The sequence below is a fragment of the Bordetella tumulicola genome, from assembly GCF_965138755.1.
Taxonomy (GTDB): domain Bacteria; phylum Pseudomonadota; class Gammaproteobacteria; order Burkholderiales; family Burkholderiaceae_B; genus Bordetella_A; species Bordetella_A tumulicola.
This window is the reverse complement of record NZ_CBCSFP010000004.1, coordinates 153,165-168,463: the sequence shown is the minus strand read 5'-3', so window position 1 is coordinate 168,463 and position 15,299 is coordinate 153,165. Positions and strand designations below refer to the sequence as shown.

Sequence of the window (15,299 nt, the reverse complement as noted above, 5' to 3'; positions counted from 1 at the left end):
GTCAATGTAAAGGAAAACTCGCCCGATCAATACACCTATAAACCCGGATGTCCTCGGAATGAATACGCGCTAGTGGTCCTCTCGTGGCAAATTTCAATAAGACGCTGTGGGACGCAGCGTCACTCCGATTACACCTTCGCCAGCGCTTGGTCCAGATCGAACAACAGGTCATCGATGTGCTCGATGCCGATGGACAGGCGCACGGTTTCGTCGCGTACACCCGCCTTTTCCAGCTCTTGCGAATTCAGCTGGCGGTGCGTCGTAGAGGCAGGGTGCGTGGCCAACGACTTGGCATCGCCGATATTGACCAGGCGCGTGAAGAGCTGCAGCGCGTCTTGGAAGCGCGCGCCGGCATCGCGACCGCCCTTGACCCCGAACGTAAACAGCCCGGGCGCCTTACCACCCAGATACTTCTGAACCAACGCGTGATCCGGATGGTCCGGCAATCCAGCATAGTTGACCCATTCCACCTTCGGGTGTTCGCGCAAGTAGTTCGCGACCTTCACGGCATTCTCGACAATGCGATCCACCCGCAACGCCAGGGTTTCTATCCCTTGCAGGATCTGGAACGAGTTGAATGGCGAAATCGCCGCCCCCGTATTCCGTAGCGGCACCACGCGAGCACGGCCAATGTAGGCCGCCGGGCCGAAGGCCTCGGTATAGACTACGCCGTGGTAGCTGACGTCCGGTTCATTCAGGCGCTTGAAGCGATCCTTGTGCTCGGCCCAAGGAAACTTGCCCGAGTCGATGATGGCGCCGCCCAGACTGGTACCATGGCCGCCCAGATACTTGGTCAACGACTGCACCACAATGTCGGCACCGTGCTCGATGGGACGCAACAAATACGGCGATGGCACGGTGTTGTCCACGATCAGCGGCAGACCATGACGGTGTGCCAGTTCGGCAAGCGCGGCAATGTCAGTGATGTTGCCCAGCGGATTGCCGACGGATTCGGCGAAGATAGCCTTGGTGCGCTCGTCGATCTGCGCTTCGAAGGCGGCCAGGTCGGCGGGCTGGGCGAAGCGCGTGGTGATGCCATACTGCGGCAGCGTGTGCGCGAACAAATTGTAAGTACCGCCGTACAGCGTACTGGACGACACAATGTTGTCGCCCGCTTCGGCTATCGTCTGTATGGCGTAAGTCACCGCGGCCTGTCCCGACGCCAGCGCCAGCGCGGCGATGCCGCCTTCCAGAGCCGCTACGCGCTGCTCCAGCACGTCGGTCGTCGGATTCATGATGCGCGTGTATATATTGCCCGGCACCTTCAGATCAAACAGGTCCGCGCCATGCTGCGTATCGTCGAACGCGTACGCCACGGTCTGGTAGATGGGCACCGCCACGGCGCGCGTGGTCGGATCGGGACGGTAGCCGCCATGCACAGCCACGGTTTCAAGCCGCCATTCAGGCTTCTTCGGTTCAGTCATCAGATGCTCCAGGAGAATTGCTTGTTAATGATTCAGTCCAGAAAACACCGACCGAACAGATTGGTATCTCCGGATTCGCCGGTGGTCAGCTCTACGGCAATACCTCGCAATGTTTCGCGCAAGGCCGGTAGCACGATGCTTGGGGAATCAGCTGCTCACAACATTCCGATGGGACCGAACTCCAAGCGGGAGGGCATTCGTACGATGCTGATGAGACTGAGCTGCTCATACATGTGCGCAACAGAACTCGCCAATGTGGCAATATAGTCGCGATCCTGCACCAACGAAAGCAACGCCACCAACGAGCTAGTCTCCACGGTCGGTTTGGGGCGGTGACATGCCGACGTCGACCACGGCCAAGGAGCTTGGCATCACGGGGCTAGTGCCGGCCGGATGATTTGGCCTGGCGGTAGGCGTTACGTGACGCAGCCTCCGCCAGTCAGTCACATTGTGAGTCTCTGCCGGGAGCGTGTGGACAGATATCGCCCCGCCAATTAGCCGGTGTGGCTTCTGAAGAATCAAGAACCAAGCGCCGATGCTGCGAGCTTCGCCACCTCGAGTGGAGTGCCCGGCTCATGGTTCCCCTCCAGCATCCAAGAGGCTGATAGCCCTGTCCATGCAAGCACCCATTGCAGTAGCCTGCGACGATCAATGCCGCAGGCCTGTGCCACGATCTCGACCCGGCGCACAAAACGGCCTGGTGCCAAAGCGCTTTTCCCATCGGGGTTGCAGAAAATGTTCGCGTAATCGAAGCCACACTCACCGTAAAGCCCTTTTGGATCGATCGCGAGCCATCCCTTCGGTCCGAAATCCAACACATTGCCGTGATGGATGTCGCCATGTAGCACTGTCATATCGCGAGGAGCGTCCAACAGTTCACGGGCGGCCATTGCACACTGCTCAAAAATTCCCCCGTGCGTAGCCGCTGTGCTCCATAGCGCTTCGAACCATCGCGTCAGTGGAACTAAAGTGGGAAGCGGCTTTTCGCGTGGGGCGTGAAGACGACCAGCTACAGCACTGAGGATACGAGTGGCCTCGTCATCCTGACCGCAGTTCACCATATGCGTAAGCGACGCCGAGCCGCATGCACGCTCCATAAGTAAGACCGCACCGTCATGAGCCAACACTGGCGCCGCACCCTCACCGTCCCACCAGACCATAAGCAAGCTACCTGCCTGTTCTTCGACCTCTTCTGAGATTTTGAGCATGGCTGGCAAACCTCGTTGCCGAACGGGAAGCAGATTTCCATTCATGGAACCGAAAGCCTCGCCGTCCAGGGTCAGCCCCCATCGCTCCAAATACTCATCGAACATAGCGTTTGCCATAAAAGCTGATGTCCATCTCCAGTCAAGAAAAAACGGATACTTCCCACTGATATATGTCGGGCTCTTGAACCGGGTAACTCGGCACCATGCAGACCTTCCCTAGGCGGCCACCTCCCCCAAGCCTGCCATTACCTTGTCCAGCGTAACCGGGAACTCACGCACGCGAACACCCGTGGCGTTGTAGACGGCATTGGCGACCGCCGCCCCCGCGCCGCACACACCCAGCTCGCCCAAGCCCTTGACGCCCAACGGATTGGCATTCTCATCGGGCAACTCCAGAAACACCACCTCCATCTGCGCGATGTCACCATTGACTGGCACCAGGTTCTCGGCCAAATCATGATTGACGAAATGCCCGTGGCGCGTATCGAGCAGGTTCTGCTCCATCAACGCCGATCCTATGCCCCAGACCATACCACCCAATATCTGCGATCGCGCGGTCTTGGCATTGAGGATACGCCCTGCACCGATGACCGACAGCATGCGGCGCATGCGGATTTCGCCGGTGTCGATATCAACCTCGACTTCGACAAAATGCGCACCGTAAGAATGCTGCGAGTACGCTTTGTACGGTTCACCCATCGGCCCCACGCTGCCGTCGGCTTGCAGGCCGCCGGGCGCCACGCGAGCCATCAGCGCGGCAATAGATTCGGATTGATCGCCCACACTGACATTACCGCCGGCAAAGCGCAGCGTGGCCACGTCGGCCTCTCGGTAAGGCGAACCAGCGGCCTCAGCAATCTGGCGCTTGATCGCCTGGCAGGCCGCTAGCACCGCACTAGTGGCACTGGCGGCGCCCCACGAGCCACCCGAACCAGCGGTGCGAGGATAGCGACTGTCACCCAGCCGCACTCGCACCGCCGACATGGGTACACCCAGGCTTTCGGCGGCAACCTGTGTAAGGATCGTGTAGGTGCCGGTACCGATATCGGTCATATCCATGCTGACGGTGACCCGCCCTTGCGCGTCGATCGCCACCCGGGCGCTGGAGGCGCCGATGTAGTTAGGCCGGATGGCGGCCGCCATGCCGATGCCGATCAGCTTGCGGCCCTCTCGCACGCTGGCGGGCTTGGGATGACGGCGCTCCCAGCCAAAGCGCTCGGCACCGGTGCGCATGCATTCGACCAGGTTGCGAGTGGAAAACGGCACGCCGCGTTCGGGGTCCTGGTCGGGTTCGTTGCGCACGCGCAGCTCGATCGGGTCCAATCCCACGCGCTCGGCCAGTTCGTCCATGCCGCACTCGAAGGCCAGCATGCCGGGTGCCTCTCCGGGCGAACGCATCCATTCGCCACGATTCAGATCCACCGGTACCAGACGATGCCGTGTCAGACGGTTGGGCGCAGCATATAAGTGGCGTGCGAATACCGCCGTCTGTTCGCAAAACTCCTCAAAGCGCGAGGTGGCGGAGTAAACGTCGTAGCCCATCGCAATCAGCCTGCCGTCCGGCTCGGCGCCCAGGCGCAACTGGTGGACCATGGCCGCGCGATAGCCTGCATTGGCATACATCTGCTGCCGCGTCAGGGCGACCTTGACGGGACGTTGCAACACGCGCGCGGCCAGGGCCGCCAGAATGCCATCGGCATGGGGGATCAGTTTGGCTCCAAAGCCTCCGCCGATGTAGGGGCTGATAACACGGATACGCTCAGGCGCGATGCGCAGTGTGCTGGCCAGGGTGGCGCGGAAATTATTCAACGTCTGCGCTGACGCGTACACGGTCAGGTCATCGCTCCGCCATACCGCGATGGTGGCCTGCGGCTCCATGGGATTATGACTTTGATACGGGGTCGTGTAGGTGACATCCAATGCGACCGCTGCTCCCTTGAACGCGCCCTCGAACTCTCCCACCGCGCTATCGGGCGCCATGCCCGCATTGACGCGTGGCGGTGTATAAGCCTGTCCCAGGCGCGAAACCAAATCGAAATCAGCCTTTTCCTCGGCATAGCGCACGCGTATCAGGCGGGCCGCCGCGCGTGCGGCCTCAAAAGTTTTGGCCACGACGAGGGCAACGGGTTCGTCGTAATAGCGCACGCGATCGTTGGCCAATGCAGGTCGGGCACGCGTGAAAACGTCCGGCACATTAGGCGGCACGGCAGGGCCGAACGCCGGCTGTGCGGGCGCATTGCGATGAGTCATTACATATAAGACCCCCGGCGCACGCTGCGCGTCGCGGTCATCGATGTCCAGGATCTTCCCCTTGGCGATGGACGCCCCCAGGATGTAGCCGTGGACGGCCTGCCCGGCTTCGGTCTGTTCGTAGGCATAGGTCGCGCGGCCGGTCACTTTGAGCCGGCCATCGACGCGGTCGACGGGCTGGCCGATGAAGCGCGAGTCTTGCGTGGATGTCGTCATGATCAGGCTCTCGGGGTCTGAGCGGCAGTCGCCAACGCTTGTTGCAGGGTCCGTTTGGCCAGCGGAATCTTGAAATCGTTGCCACCGTGGCCCTGTGCCCCCGCCAGGGCGGCCTCGGCAGCAGCAGAATACGACCGTGCGGCGGCCTGCTGCCCGGCCAGAGCCTGCTCGGCAGCCACGGCACGCCATGGCTTGGGGGCAATGCCACCCAGTGCGATACGTGCACTTCGCACTTGGCCGCCTTCGGCATCCATCACCACGGCTACCGAGACCAGAGCAAAAGCATACGAGGCGCGGTCGCGCACCTTGCGGTAGAGCTGATGGCCCGGCGGCGCGGGCGGCAGCGTGACGGCCACAATCATCTCGCCCTGGGCCAACTGAGTTTCGATATGCGGAGTCGTCGCCGGCAAGCGGTATAGCTCGGTAATGGGCAGGCTACGCGTCTGACCGTCGGGCATGATCGTTTGCACCGTGGCATCCAATGCGGTCAGGGCCACGGCCATATCCGACGGGTGCACCGAGATGCAGTCGCCGCTGGCTCCTATCACCGCGTTCATGCGGTTATGGCCCTCGAGGGCCGAGCACCCGGCACCCGGCTCACGCTTGTTGCAGGGCATATTGGGATCGTAGAAATAGGGGCAGCGCGTACGCTGCAGCAGGTTGCCACCGGTACTGGCCTTGTTGCGAATCTGGCCCGACGCGCCCGCCAGCAGCGCCTGCGACAGCAAGGGATAGCGGCTGCGCACACGGCTGTCAGCCGCCAAGTCGCTGTTGCGCACCTGGGCCCCGATACGCAGACCACCCTCGGCGGTGTCTTGCATCGTGGCCATGGGCAGGCGGCTGATATCGACGAGATGATCGGGCTTTTCGATTTCGAGCTTCATCAGGTCCAGAAGGTTAGTGCCGCCACTGATAAAGCGCGCCTGCGGATTGGCCGCGACGGCTCCTGTAGCCTGAGCCGGGTTGGAGGCTCGCTCGTAGGTAAAGGGCATCATGGGATCAGGCCTCCTGGGCCACGTCATGGATGGCGGCAACAATGTTGGGATACGCGGCGCAGCGACAAATGTTGCCGCTCATGCGCTCACGGATCTCGACATCGGTCAGTCTCGCCATGGGCGCTGCCACATCCTGGCTGGCATGGCTGGGCCAGCCGGCGCGCACCTCTTGCAACATGCCCACGGCGGAGCAGATCTGGCCGGGTGTGCAATAGCCGCACTGAAAGCCGTCACGCGCGATAAAAGCGGCCTGCATAGGATGCAGCGTGTCACCGCTGGCAAGCCCCTCGATGGTCGTGATGTCATCGTCCTCATGCATGACCGCCAGCGTCAGGCAGGCATTAATACGGCGGCCATTGACCAATATGGTGCAAGCGCCACACTGGCCGTGGTCACAGCCCTTCTTGGAACCTGTCAGGCCGATCTGGTGGCGCAGCGCGTCCAGTAGGGTGGTGCGCGGATCAAGCGACAGCTCATACATGGCGGCATTGATGCGCAAAGTCACCGGGCGAGTCGGCAGCGAGCTCGCAGTGTCTGGCACGGCGTGGGTGGCGAGCGCCTCGCGAACCATGGTCGGCACCCCGCTTGCGACCAGCAGACCTGTCGCGGCGCCGGCCTGCAGAACAGCGCGTCGCGACGGACGCGCTGGAGCCTTGTCATCCATGATTATCTCCTGAAAGAAGGTAGCAGGCGCCCAGTATGAGGAAGATCGCCGCGCCGCTCTTTCAGGAATCAGGAAGCGATGTCAGAATCCTGGAAACCCATGCCTTGCCGGTAGGCATGGGGGGTGATGCCGGTCAGGCGCCGGAAGGTCGACGTAAAGTGGCTTTGGCTGGAGAAGCCCAATTCCAAAGCCATGGCGCTGATCGGCATACTACCGGCACGCAGTAGCGTTTCGGCCCTCCACACTCGCCGCTCGATGACATAGGCATAGGGCGCCATACCGGTCTCGGCTTTGAAGCGCCGTGCAAAAGTATCGACAGGCATGTCGGCCAACTGGGCCAGTTCGCTTAGCGAAATCCCGGCGTCGATATGGGATTCGATGTATTCGTCCAGTCGCTTGACAACCCCACGGCCCAAGCGATGCACTTTGGCCGGAGGATCGGCACAAGCACGCCCCCTGACGCCACCGCCGCCGCCCAGGCGCAGCGACATCAAGGCCAGCAGATGTTCCAGGTAGACAGCCTCCGGCACTTGGCCCGCGGCCATTTCGGCACCGAGCGAGGCCAGCAGGGTCCGAATCACGGGGTCGCTGGTATTGACGCGCAGCGGCAGGGCGGATAGCTGCGAACAGCCCGGCAGGTCCAAACCGGGATCGACCCACAAAGCGGTATAGACCAGGTCGGCATCGCGGAAATAACCATTACGTTCGACCCCGGCGGGCACGAAGCTAACCGCCCCTGAGCGGTCACGTCCGTCATAAATCGGCTTCGTGCCGCTACGGATGTGAGTGCGGGCGGTGGCCCCCCGCTCGGTCAAGATAATGACATGCTGTGGCGCCGTCCAGCTAAATTCCGCCTCGCGGCAAGTCCAGCGACGACGATCGACGGTAACCCGTCCGCCATACAACGAATGCGTCTGCAGCGCCTGCCCATCGGGCTGATGCGCGTGGATGTGCCCATTGCCCACCAGTGGCTGCAGCGACCTCGCCTGCACTCGATATGTCGTATCCATGCGCTCATTCCCCCTGTCGATGCGGGATAGACCGAGACCGAAGGACAAGGTTCAGACGATGAACCGGACTACGGGGGAAATTCTCATTGACCATCCTGCAAAGTACCAAATTTTTGCACGATCTCGCGATGTGCCCGTCCATACCTGCTGCGACTTCGTTAACGCCTCTGCCGGTAAATTCAAAAACATTCGAGTAAAGCGTCGACGGGTTGCAAAAGTGGCACCTAAACGTTCGCCTGATTAGACCGAGCACACGTCTACGCAACCACCAAGGCATTGGTGTAATCCCGGCCTATTCATAAGCAACTGCTTTAGATAATATTCCCTTATAACGCCTGAACATCCGTAATAACGTAAGCCTAAACCAGTGTTCTCAGGGGAAGTCATGAAGCGATATCTCAAACGATGGCAAGCTGCATGTGTAATGGCAGTGGCGGCGTGCTTACTCGCACCAGCGACAGTCAGTGCTCAGAAACGCGGCGGCGTCGCCAACGTAGCGGTCATCGGCGAGGTGCCGACGTTCGATCCCATGGCATCGACCGCCGATCTGGTCGGTGTCATCACCCAGCATTACTACGAGACACTGTTCACCTTCGATTCAAAGTGGGAGGTCACTCCCCTACTGGCCGCTACCCTGCCGGAGATCAGCGCCGACGGTAAGCAATACACCATCGCACTACGTTCGGGCGTGACGTTTCACAACGGCGCAACGATGACATCAAAAGATGTGGTTGACTCCTTGAAGCGGTGGACCCGTGTCGCGCCACGGGGCAAACAGGTCGCCGACAACATCGAGACGATAGAGGCCATCGACAGCAGCCATGTACGGATCACGCTAAAAGAGCCTTACGTACCCCTGCTTTCGCTGCTCGCCTTCAATAACGCGGCCGCGGTGATCATGCCGGCCGGCACATCCGATGCCGCACCCAAGCAACCCATAGGAACCGGACCTTACACCTTTCACGAGTACCGGCCCGATCAATACCTTCAACTCACACGCTTTGACAACTATGCGTCGCGAGAAGAAGCGCCCAATAATTTTGGCGGCGCGCGTCATCAATATTTAGACGAGATTCGTTTCGTGCCGGTGCCCGATGTCAACACACGCATCGAAGGTGCGCTGACAGGCCAATACGATTATGCCGAGGTGATTGGCGCAGAAGCGGTAGATCGCATCAAGGGCCAGGCCGAGCCCTTTGTGCTCAAGCCAGCTGTGTTCTATCTGTACGTGCTCAATACTCAGAAGGGGCCCTTCGCCAATGTCAAACTGCGCCAGGCGATGCAGGCCGCTCTGAACATGGAGGACACGCTTGCCGTGGCCATCGGGCGTAAAGAGTTTTACTCGGCCAATGGCGCACTTTACCCCGAGGGCTACGTCTGGCATACCGACAAAGGGGTGGGCGGTCACTACAACACGGGCGACCTGGACAAAGCCACTCGGCTGGTCAAAGAGAATTACGACGGCACGCCAATCCGCATCATCGCTACACGCCAGAACGAGATCAATTACCAAGTGGCTTTGATGGCGAGCGAGTACCTGAAAGCAGTCGGTTTCAAGGTGGACCTGCAAGTCATGGACTGGGCAACGCTGCTGGGACGTCGTGCCAATCCCGATCTCTGGGATATCTTCGCCACCAGCACACCCTATTTGCCCGATCCGGCGTTGATGGCGACCCTTTCGGAGAGCTATCCAGGTTGGTGGGTTTCGCCAGAGCGCAGCGCCACGTTCGATGCCATGAATCGCGAGATCGATCCCGAGAAGCGCAAAGCCTTATGGGCCGACTTGCAAGCCGTCATCTATGAACAGGCACCGTTCATGAAAATCGGTGACCTGAACACGCTCGCCGCCAAGTCCACCAAGCTCCAGGGCATGAAGCCTTCACCGTGGCCCTATTTCTGGAATGCGTACAAAGAGTGAGTAAATATATACTCAAGCGCGTAGGGGGCATGCTGGTCGTGATGCTCTTCGTGCTGACCATCGTCTTTTTGATCGTGCGGATCACGCCGGGCGACCCAGCAGCCATCATGCTCGGGCCCGATGCCACGGCCACCGAGATTGCAGCCTTGCGCACTAATCTCGGTTTGGATGCGCCATTGATCAAGCAGTACACCCTGTTCCTCGCACAACTGGCACGAGGCGACTTGGGCAACTCGATTTTTTTGCATCGTCCGGTCACCACCGCCTTGTACGAACGCAGTGAACCGACGCTGTTTCTGACTTTATTTACGATGGTGATCGCGACAGCAATTGCGATACCGTTGGGCATTTTGGCGGCCTATCGGCGGGACTCCTGGATCGATCGGGGCGTCACCACCTTCGCGATGTTGGCCGCCAGCGTACCCAGTTTCTGGCTCGGTTTGCTATTGATCCAATTATTCGCGGCCCAACTGGGCTGGCTTCCCGTGGCGGGCTATGGCGGACCAGACGCCTCGTTCACAACCCGACTGAGTCATTTGCTTCTTCCCGCAATGGCGCTGGGTACGGGCGCCAGCGCCATTATCCTGCGATCGACGCGCTCCAGCATGCTTGATGTGCTGAACGATCAATACGTACGTACGGCACGTTCCAAGGGCATGAGTGAACTGCGTGTGGTCATTCGCCATGCTTTGAAGAACGCGCTGATTCCCATCATCACGGTGCTCGGATTAACCGCTGCGGCGCTGATCTCGGGCGCAGTAGTCACCGAGACGGTATTCAGCCTTCCAGGCATCGGAAATCTGGTGGTGTCGGCCGTCATGCGGCGCGATTACCCGGTCATACAAGGTGCGCTGCTGGTGATCGCTGCACTTTATGTGCTGTTCAATTTCTGTGTCGACATGCTGTATCTGGCAGTCGACCCGAGGGTACGCTACCAATGAGCGCTATCACCGCCATCCAGATCTTGCCGCCACCGCCTTCGCGGCTATCAAAATTTTGTGCATTCGTCATGGCACGCAAAATGGCCGCACTGGCGCTGGCCGTACTCTGCCTGCTGATTCTCGCGGCAGTGCTGGCACCCTGGGTCACCCCTTATCTTCCGAACAAGCTGTCCATCGTCAACCGGCTCAAGCCACCCTCCGGAGAATTTTGGTTCGGCACCGACGCGTTCGGACGCGACGTGTTCACACGCACGGTGTTTGCCGCGCGAGTATCGTTGGCCGTAGGGTTGGCAGTGGTCGTCATATCCATGTTGGCCGGTGTCGTCCTGGGCATCATCGCAGGCATGTCCAAACGCCTGGACATGCTGCTCTCGCGTTTGCTGGATGCCATGATGGCATTTCCCGATACGCTACTGGCTATCGCGTTGGTGGCGGCGCTGGGACCATCGTTGCATACGGTCATCATCGCCTTGAGCATCGTCTACACGCCCCGGCTGGCGCGCGTGGTGCGCGCGTCCACGCTTGTGATCAGCGAGCTGCCCTATATCGAGGCCGCGCGGGCCTTGGGCGTATCGACAGTCCGCATTGCGATCCGCCATGTATTGCGCAATCTGGTTTCGCCTCTGCTGGTGCAAGGCAGTTTCATCTTCGCCTATGCCATTTTGGCCGAAGCTGGCCTGTCGTTTCTAGGCGTCGGCGTCGATCCGGATGTGCCCACCTGGGGGACGATGATTGCCGCTGGCCGCCAATACAGCGGGCGCGCCGAATGGCTGATGCTCTACCCCGGGCTGGCCATTGTTATCGCAGCGCTCTGTCTACAGGTGCTGGGCGACAGCCTACGCGATCTGCTGGATCCGACTGTTCAAAAGTCCCTATGATCACCGAGGACCAGAGATGACCGCTAACCCGTGCGCCATTCATCTTCCCGACGACGTCGTTTGCCGCGTCCAGAATCTGCAGACGAGCTTCTCGCATGGCAAACACTGGATCAAGTCGGTCGACGACGTCAGCTTCGATATACCCCGAGGTAAAACACTGGCCGTTGTGGGCGAATCCGGTTCGGGAAAATCGGTCACAAGCCTGTCAATGTTGCGCCTGTTGCCCAATAACGGCCGTATTACCGGCGGCCAGGTTTTATATCGCCACAGCAACGAAGACGTCATGGATCTTGCCGCGCTCGAAGAGCGCCGCATGCGGAAAATACGAGGCAGACACATCGCCATGATTTTCCAGGAGCCCATGACCAGCCTGAACCCGCTGTTCACGGTGGGTGACCAGATCGCCGAAATGCTAATGCTGCACGAGCCGGTGACACGTGCAAAGGCCTTGGCCCGCGCCGCCGAAATGCTCGAACTGGTCGAAATTCCCGCGGCCCGTCAACGCCTGAGCGACTATCCGCATCACATGTCCGGCGGCATGCGCCAACGCGTCATGATCGCGATGGCGTTGGTCTGCAATCCCACATTGCTGATTGCGGACGAACCGACGACAGCGCTCGATGTGACCGTGCAGGCACAGATCATCGCCTTGCTGCGCCGGCTGCAAGAAGATCGAGGGATGAGCATTATGTTCATCACGCACAACCTGGGTGTGGTGGCCGAGATTGCACACGAAGTGGTGGTGCTCTATGCCGGTCGTGTGGCCGAGCATGCCAAGGTGCACGATCTTTTCGACCACCAAAAGCATCCTTACACGCGTGGCCTTCTGGCCTGTATTCCCGATGCGAAGCGCGATCGTGCCGCTGATGGCACGCGGATCCGCTTGCGACCCATCATGGGCAACGTGCCGCCAGCGGGTCGCTGGCCCGAAGGCTGTACCTTCGCGCCCCGCTGCGAGTATGCCGATGACGTATGCACGCAAGTCGCCCCGCCCCTGGTTCGCGCAGGTGCACTGGACCACCTCTCCAGTTGCAGGAAACACGAAGCCCTATGAGCAATTCCAATCAAGCAGCCGCATCGTCGATTCTTTTGAACGTGGTCGATCTCGTCAAGCAATTTCCCGGACCATCGGGTGCGGTTCGTGCCGTCGATGGCGTGAGCTTCGAGCTTCGTCGCAGCCGTATCCTCGGCCTGGTGGGAGAGTCCGGCTCGGGCAAGACCACCGTTGGACGCAGCTTGCTCAGGCTGGTGGAGCCGACCAGCGGTCGTGCGGACTTCGAGGGCGTCGATCTCTTTTCGCTGACCAGCCGCCAGATGCGCGCCTACCGACGACGCCTACAAATGGTTTTCCAGGATCCGTATTCGAGCCTGAATCCAAGACTGCGTGTGGCCGACATCATTGGCGAGGCAATCGATACCCACAAACTGGCAAAAGGCGCAGAGAAGAAAGCGCGGATTGCCGACCTCCTCACACAGGTGGGTTTGAGCCCTGATCATGCGCGCCGTTACCCCCACGAGTTCTCGGGTGGCCAACGCCAGCGCATTGGTATCGCACGCGCGCTCGCGGTTGAGCCCGATTGCATTATTGCGGACGAGCCCGTCTCGGCATTGGATGTATCGGTACAGGCACAGATCATCAATCAGATCCAGGATTTGCAGCAACAGCGAGGTCTGAGTGTGCTTTTCATTTCACACGACCTCTCGGTGGTTGAACACCTTTGCGATGACATTGTCGTCATGTATCTCGGCCGCGTCATGGAAAGCGGTCCGAGCGAGCAGGTCTACAGCACGCCTCGCCACCCCTATACACGCGCCCTGCTATCCGCATCGCCCGTAGCCGACCCGTACCGAAAAACGCAACGCATCGCATTGCGCGGCGACATTCCCAGCCCCTTGAATCCCCCTTCAGGCTGCGTGTTCCGCACGCGGTGCCCGCACGCCATCGATGCGTGCGCCGAGACCCGTCCAGCGCTTGAGCAACTCACGCCCGGACACAAGGCCGCCTGTATCCGACTGACTGAACTTGTATGACCCCTGGAGTCGATTTGAATCTGAACGCCGCAGTTCCCGAAACCCCTGTAGTCGATTGCTATCAACGCTTGGCGCAGCTGGGTATCGTTTTACCCGAATCACCGCCGCCCATCGGCAATTTTGTGAGTCACACCAGAGTGGGCAGCTTGTTGTTCCTGTCAGGCCAGGGCCCGTGCACGAACGAGGGCTTTCTGCATACCGGCAAGGTCGGGATCGATGTGACTGCCGAGCAGGCCTACGCACATGCGCGCCTGACGGGTGTGAATCTCATCGCGGTGCTGCATGAAGTGCTAGGAGATCTGAGTCGCGTGGTGAAAGTAGTGAAGCTATTCGGCATGGTAAACGCCAAGCCCGACTTCGTGGCACATCCCAGCGTCGTCAATGGCTGCTCGGACCTCCTGATCGAAGTTTTCGGCCCGCAGGTGGGTACACATGCACGTTCTGCAGTAGGCATGGGCTCCTTGCCCAACAACATCACGATCGAGATCGAGGCCATCGTCGAGATCAAGCCATAGCCATTCAAGTTATTTTTTTAGATCACACAGACTGAATTGGGGTGCTGCATTGAAAGACATAAGAGAATCTCTGGGGCTGCGGCGCGTCATCAACGTCTCGGGCACAATGACCAGCTTGGGCGCATCCATTGCCGTTCCGGAGGCGATCGAGGCCGCATCGCAAATCCTGCCGCAATTCGTTGAAATTGGCGCACTGCAAAAGTATGCCAGCCGCGTCATTGCCGAGGTGTGCGAAAGCGAAGCCGGCTTTGTGACGGCATCCTGTTCCGCGGGTTTGACCATCGCCGTGGCAGGCACGATGACCGGCCCGGACTTGGGCGCGGTCGAACGGCTGCCCGATACGAGTCGACTCAAGAACGAGGTGCTCATTCAGACGGGGCATCTCATTAACTACGGCGCCCCGGTGGATCAAGCCATCCGCATCTCGGGCGCGCGCATCGTGCCCGTGGGTCAATCAACGACAGGCCGCCGATATCAGCTCGAATCTGCGATAACCGAAAGCACGGCAGCAGCCGTCTTTGTCATATCGCACCACGCGGTTCAATACGGATTGATCCAACTCGACGAGTTTATCGAGGTCTGCCATGCACGCAATGTGCCGGTGATCGTGGATGCCGCTTCGGAATACGATTTGCGTCGATTCCTGGCGCTAGGCGCCGACATCTGCCTGTACTCCGCACATAAGTTCATGGGCGGAATCACCGCTGGCATCGTGGTGGGTAAACGTGAACATGTACGTCACGCATATTTGCAAAACATTGGCATTGGTCGCGGCATGAAGGTCGGCAAGGAAGGCATTCTAGCCACCGCCGCCACCTTGCAGGCGTGGGTCAAGCGTGATCATGCGGCCGATCGCCAACGTCAGAACGCCAATCTGGTGTGCTGGCAAGACGCGGTAGCGGGTTTTGCAGGCATACGTACCGAGATCCTGCCCGATCCCACCGGTAATCCGCTGAGCCGCCTGCGCGTCAGCGTCGATCCGGCACAGGCGAAGGTCACTGCCTGGGAGCTAGCGGACCTACTTTCGCAAGCCGAGCGTCCCGTCATTGTGCGTGACGACGAGATCGATCAGGGATATTTCGAAATGGATCCGTGCAATGTCCGCGATAACGAGACTGACATCGTCGCCAAGACACTACGCACAGCGATCGCGACCGCTGCCACGCAGTCGACGCACAAGCCTACGCCCGTCCATGAGCGACGCAATCGCAACGCCGCCGCGCTGTTGAACTGGCCCGAATAACACCTC

General features: G+C 60.0%; 13 protein-coding genes. 7 read left to right on the top strand and 6 right to left on the bottom strand.

Annotation, left to right across the window (positions count from 1 at the left end; all coding sequences use genetic code 11):
* Window positions 1-128: 128 nt before the first annotated feature.
* The 6 genes from ACNAZS_RS13300 to ACNAZS_RS13275 form a co-directional block, all read right to left on the bottom strand.
* Window positions 129-1,424 (bottom strand): O-acetylhomoserine aminocarboxypropyltransferase/cysteine synthase family protein, encoded by a 1,296-nt coding sequence (locus tag ACNAZS_RS13300; protein WP_415789963.1) that lies wholly within the window; start codon window positions 1,422-1,424, stop codon window positions 129-131.
* A gap of 518 nt (window positions 1,425-1,942) precedes the next feature.
* The gene (locus ACNAZS_RS13295) at window positions 1,943-2,749 is read right to left on the bottom strand and encodes an aminoglycoside phosphotransferase family protein (protein ID WP_415789961.1); all 807 of its coding nucleotides are present in this window, start codon (window positions 2,747-2,749) and stop codon (window positions 1,943-1,945) included.
* A gap of 99 nt (window positions 2,750-2,848) precedes the next feature.
* Window positions 2,849-5,098 (bottom strand): molybdopterin cofactor-binding domain-containing protein, encoded by a 2,250-nt coding sequence (locus ACNAZS_RS13290; RefSeq protein WP_415789959.1) that lies wholly within the window; start codon window positions 5,096-5,098, stop codon window positions 2,849-2,851.
* Window positions 5,099-5,100: 2 nt separating this feature from the next.
* Window positions 5,101-6,093 carry an FAD binding domain-containing protein gene (locus ACNAZS_RS13285; protein ID WP_415789957.1) on the bottom strand — a complete coding sequence of 331 codons (993 nt, stop codon included), beginning with the start codon at window positions 6,091-6,093 and terminating at the stop codon, window positions 5,101-5,103.
* A 4-nt stretch (window positions 6,094-6,097) separates the two neighbouring features.
* Window positions 6,098-6,757, bottom strand: a complete 660-nt coding sequence (locus ACNAZS_RS13280; protein WP_415789955.1) for a 2Fe-2S iron-sulfur cluster-binding protein — start codon at window positions 6,755-6,757, stop codon at window positions 6,098-6,100.
* A 68-nt stretch (window positions 6,758-6,825) separates the two neighbouring features.
* A complete protein-coding gene (locus ACNAZS_RS13275) occupies window positions 6,826-7,767 on the bottom strand; it encodes a helix-turn-helix transcriptional regulator (protein ID WP_415789953.1) in 942 nt (313 codons plus the stop codon).
* A 385-nt stretch (window positions 7,768-8,152) separates the two neighbouring features.
* Between ACNAZS_RS13275 and ACNAZS_RS13270 the strand changes: the two genes are divergently transcribed.
* From ACNAZS_RS13270 to ACNAZS_RS13240, 7 genes are all read left to right on the top strand, one after another.
* Complete coding sequence (locus ACNAZS_RS13270) at window positions 8,153-9,685, top strand: ABC transporter substrate-binding protein (RefSeq protein WP_415789951.1); 1,533 nt, start codon at window positions 8,153-8,155, stop codon at window positions 9,683-9,685.
* The gene (locus ACNAZS_RS13265) at window positions 9,682-10,626 is read left to right on the top strand and encodes an ABC transporter permease (protein WP_415789949.1); all 945 of its coding nucleotides are present in this window, start codon (window positions 9,682-9,684) and stop codon (window positions 10,624-10,626) included. The genes ACNAZS_RS13270 and ACNAZS_RS13265 overlap by 4 nt, the downstream gene beginning before the upstream one ends.
* A gap of 68 nt (window positions 10,627-10,694) precedes the next feature.
* Complete coding sequence (locus ACNAZS_RS13260) at window positions 10,695-11,504, top strand: ABC transporter permease (RefSeq protein WP_415790330.1); 810 nt, start codon at window positions 10,695-10,697, stop codon at window positions 11,502-11,504.
* Between the two features lie 16 nt (window positions 11,505-11,520).
* Complete coding sequence (locus tag ACNAZS_RS13255; RefSeq protein ID WP_415789947.1) at window positions 11,521-12,558, top strand: ABC transporter ATP-binding protein; 1,038 nt, start codon at window positions 11,521-11,523, stop codon at window positions 12,556-12,558.
* Window positions 12,555-13,535 carry an ABC transporter ATP-binding protein gene (locus ACNAZS_RS13250; RefSeq protein ID WP_415789945.1) on the top strand — a complete coding sequence of 327 codons (981 nt, stop codon included), beginning with the start codon at window positions 12,555-12,557 and terminating at the stop codon, window positions 13,533-13,535. The genes ACNAZS_RS13255 and ACNAZS_RS13250 overlap by 4 nt, the downstream gene beginning before the upstream one ends.
* Window positions 13,532-14,050, top strand: a complete 519-nt coding sequence (locus ACNAZS_RS13245; protein ID WP_415789943.1) for a RidA family protein — start codon at window positions 13,532-13,534, stop codon at window positions 14,048-14,050. Before ACNAZS_RS13250 ends, ACNAZS_RS13245 begins: the two co-directional genes overlap by 4 nt.
* A 49-nt stretch (window positions 14,051-14,099) precedes the next feature.
* Window positions 14,100-15,293 (top strand): aminotransferase class V-fold PLP-dependent enzyme, encoded by a 1,194-nt coding sequence (locus ACNAZS_RS13240; RefSeq protein WP_415789941.1) that lies wholly within the window; start codon window positions 14,100-14,102, stop codon window positions 15,291-15,293.
* Window positions 15,294-15,299 lie beyond the last annotated feature (6 nt).

Bases quoted from the DNA above. Each gene is read 5' to 3' on its own strand.
- ACNAZS_RS13300 (WP_415789963.1), bottom strand. From the start codon at position 1,424: ATGACTGAACCGAAGAAGCCTGAATGGCGGCTTGAAACCGTGGCTGTG.
- ACNAZS_RS13295 (WP_415789961.1), bottom strand. From the start codon at position 2,749: ATGGCAAACGCTATGTTCGATGAGTATTTGGAGCGATGGGGGCTGACC.
- ACNAZS_RS13290 (WP_415789959.1), bottom strand. From the start codon at position 5,098: ATGACGACATCCACGCAAGACTCGCGCTTCATCGGCCAGCCCGTCGAC.
- ACNAZS_RS13285 (WP_415789957.1), bottom strand. From the start codon at position 6,093: ATGATGCCCTTTACCTACGAGCGAGCCTCCAACCCGGCTCAGGCTACA.
- ACNAZS_RS13280 (WP_415789955.1), bottom strand. From the start codon at position 6,757: ATGGATGACAAGGCTCCAGCGCGTCCGTCGCGACGCGCTGTTCTGCAG.
- ACNAZS_RS13275 (WP_415789953.1), bottom strand. From the start codon at position 7,767: ATGGATACGACATATCGAGTGCAGGCGAGGTCGCTGCAGCCACTGGTG.
- ACNAZS_RS13270 (WP_415789951.1), top strand. From the start codon at position 8,153: ATGAAGCGATATCTCAAACGATGGCAAGCTGCATGTGTAATGGCAGTG.
- ACNAZS_RS13260 (WP_415790330.1), top strand. From the start codon at position 10,695: ATGGCACGCAAAATGGCCGCACTGGCGCTGGCCGTACTCTGCCTGCTG.
- ACNAZS_RS13255 (WP_415789947.1), top strand. From the start codon at position 11,521: ATGACCGCTAACCCGTGCGCCATTCATCTTCCCGACGACGTCGTTTGC.
- ACNAZS_RS13250 (WP_415789945.1), top strand. From the start codon at position 12,555: ATGAGCAATTCCAATCAAGCAGCCGCATCGTCGATTCTTTTGAACGTG.
- ACNAZS_RS13245 (WP_415789943.1), top strand. From the start codon at position 13,532: ATGACCCCTGGAGTCGATTTGAATCTGAACGCCGCAGTTCCCGAAACC.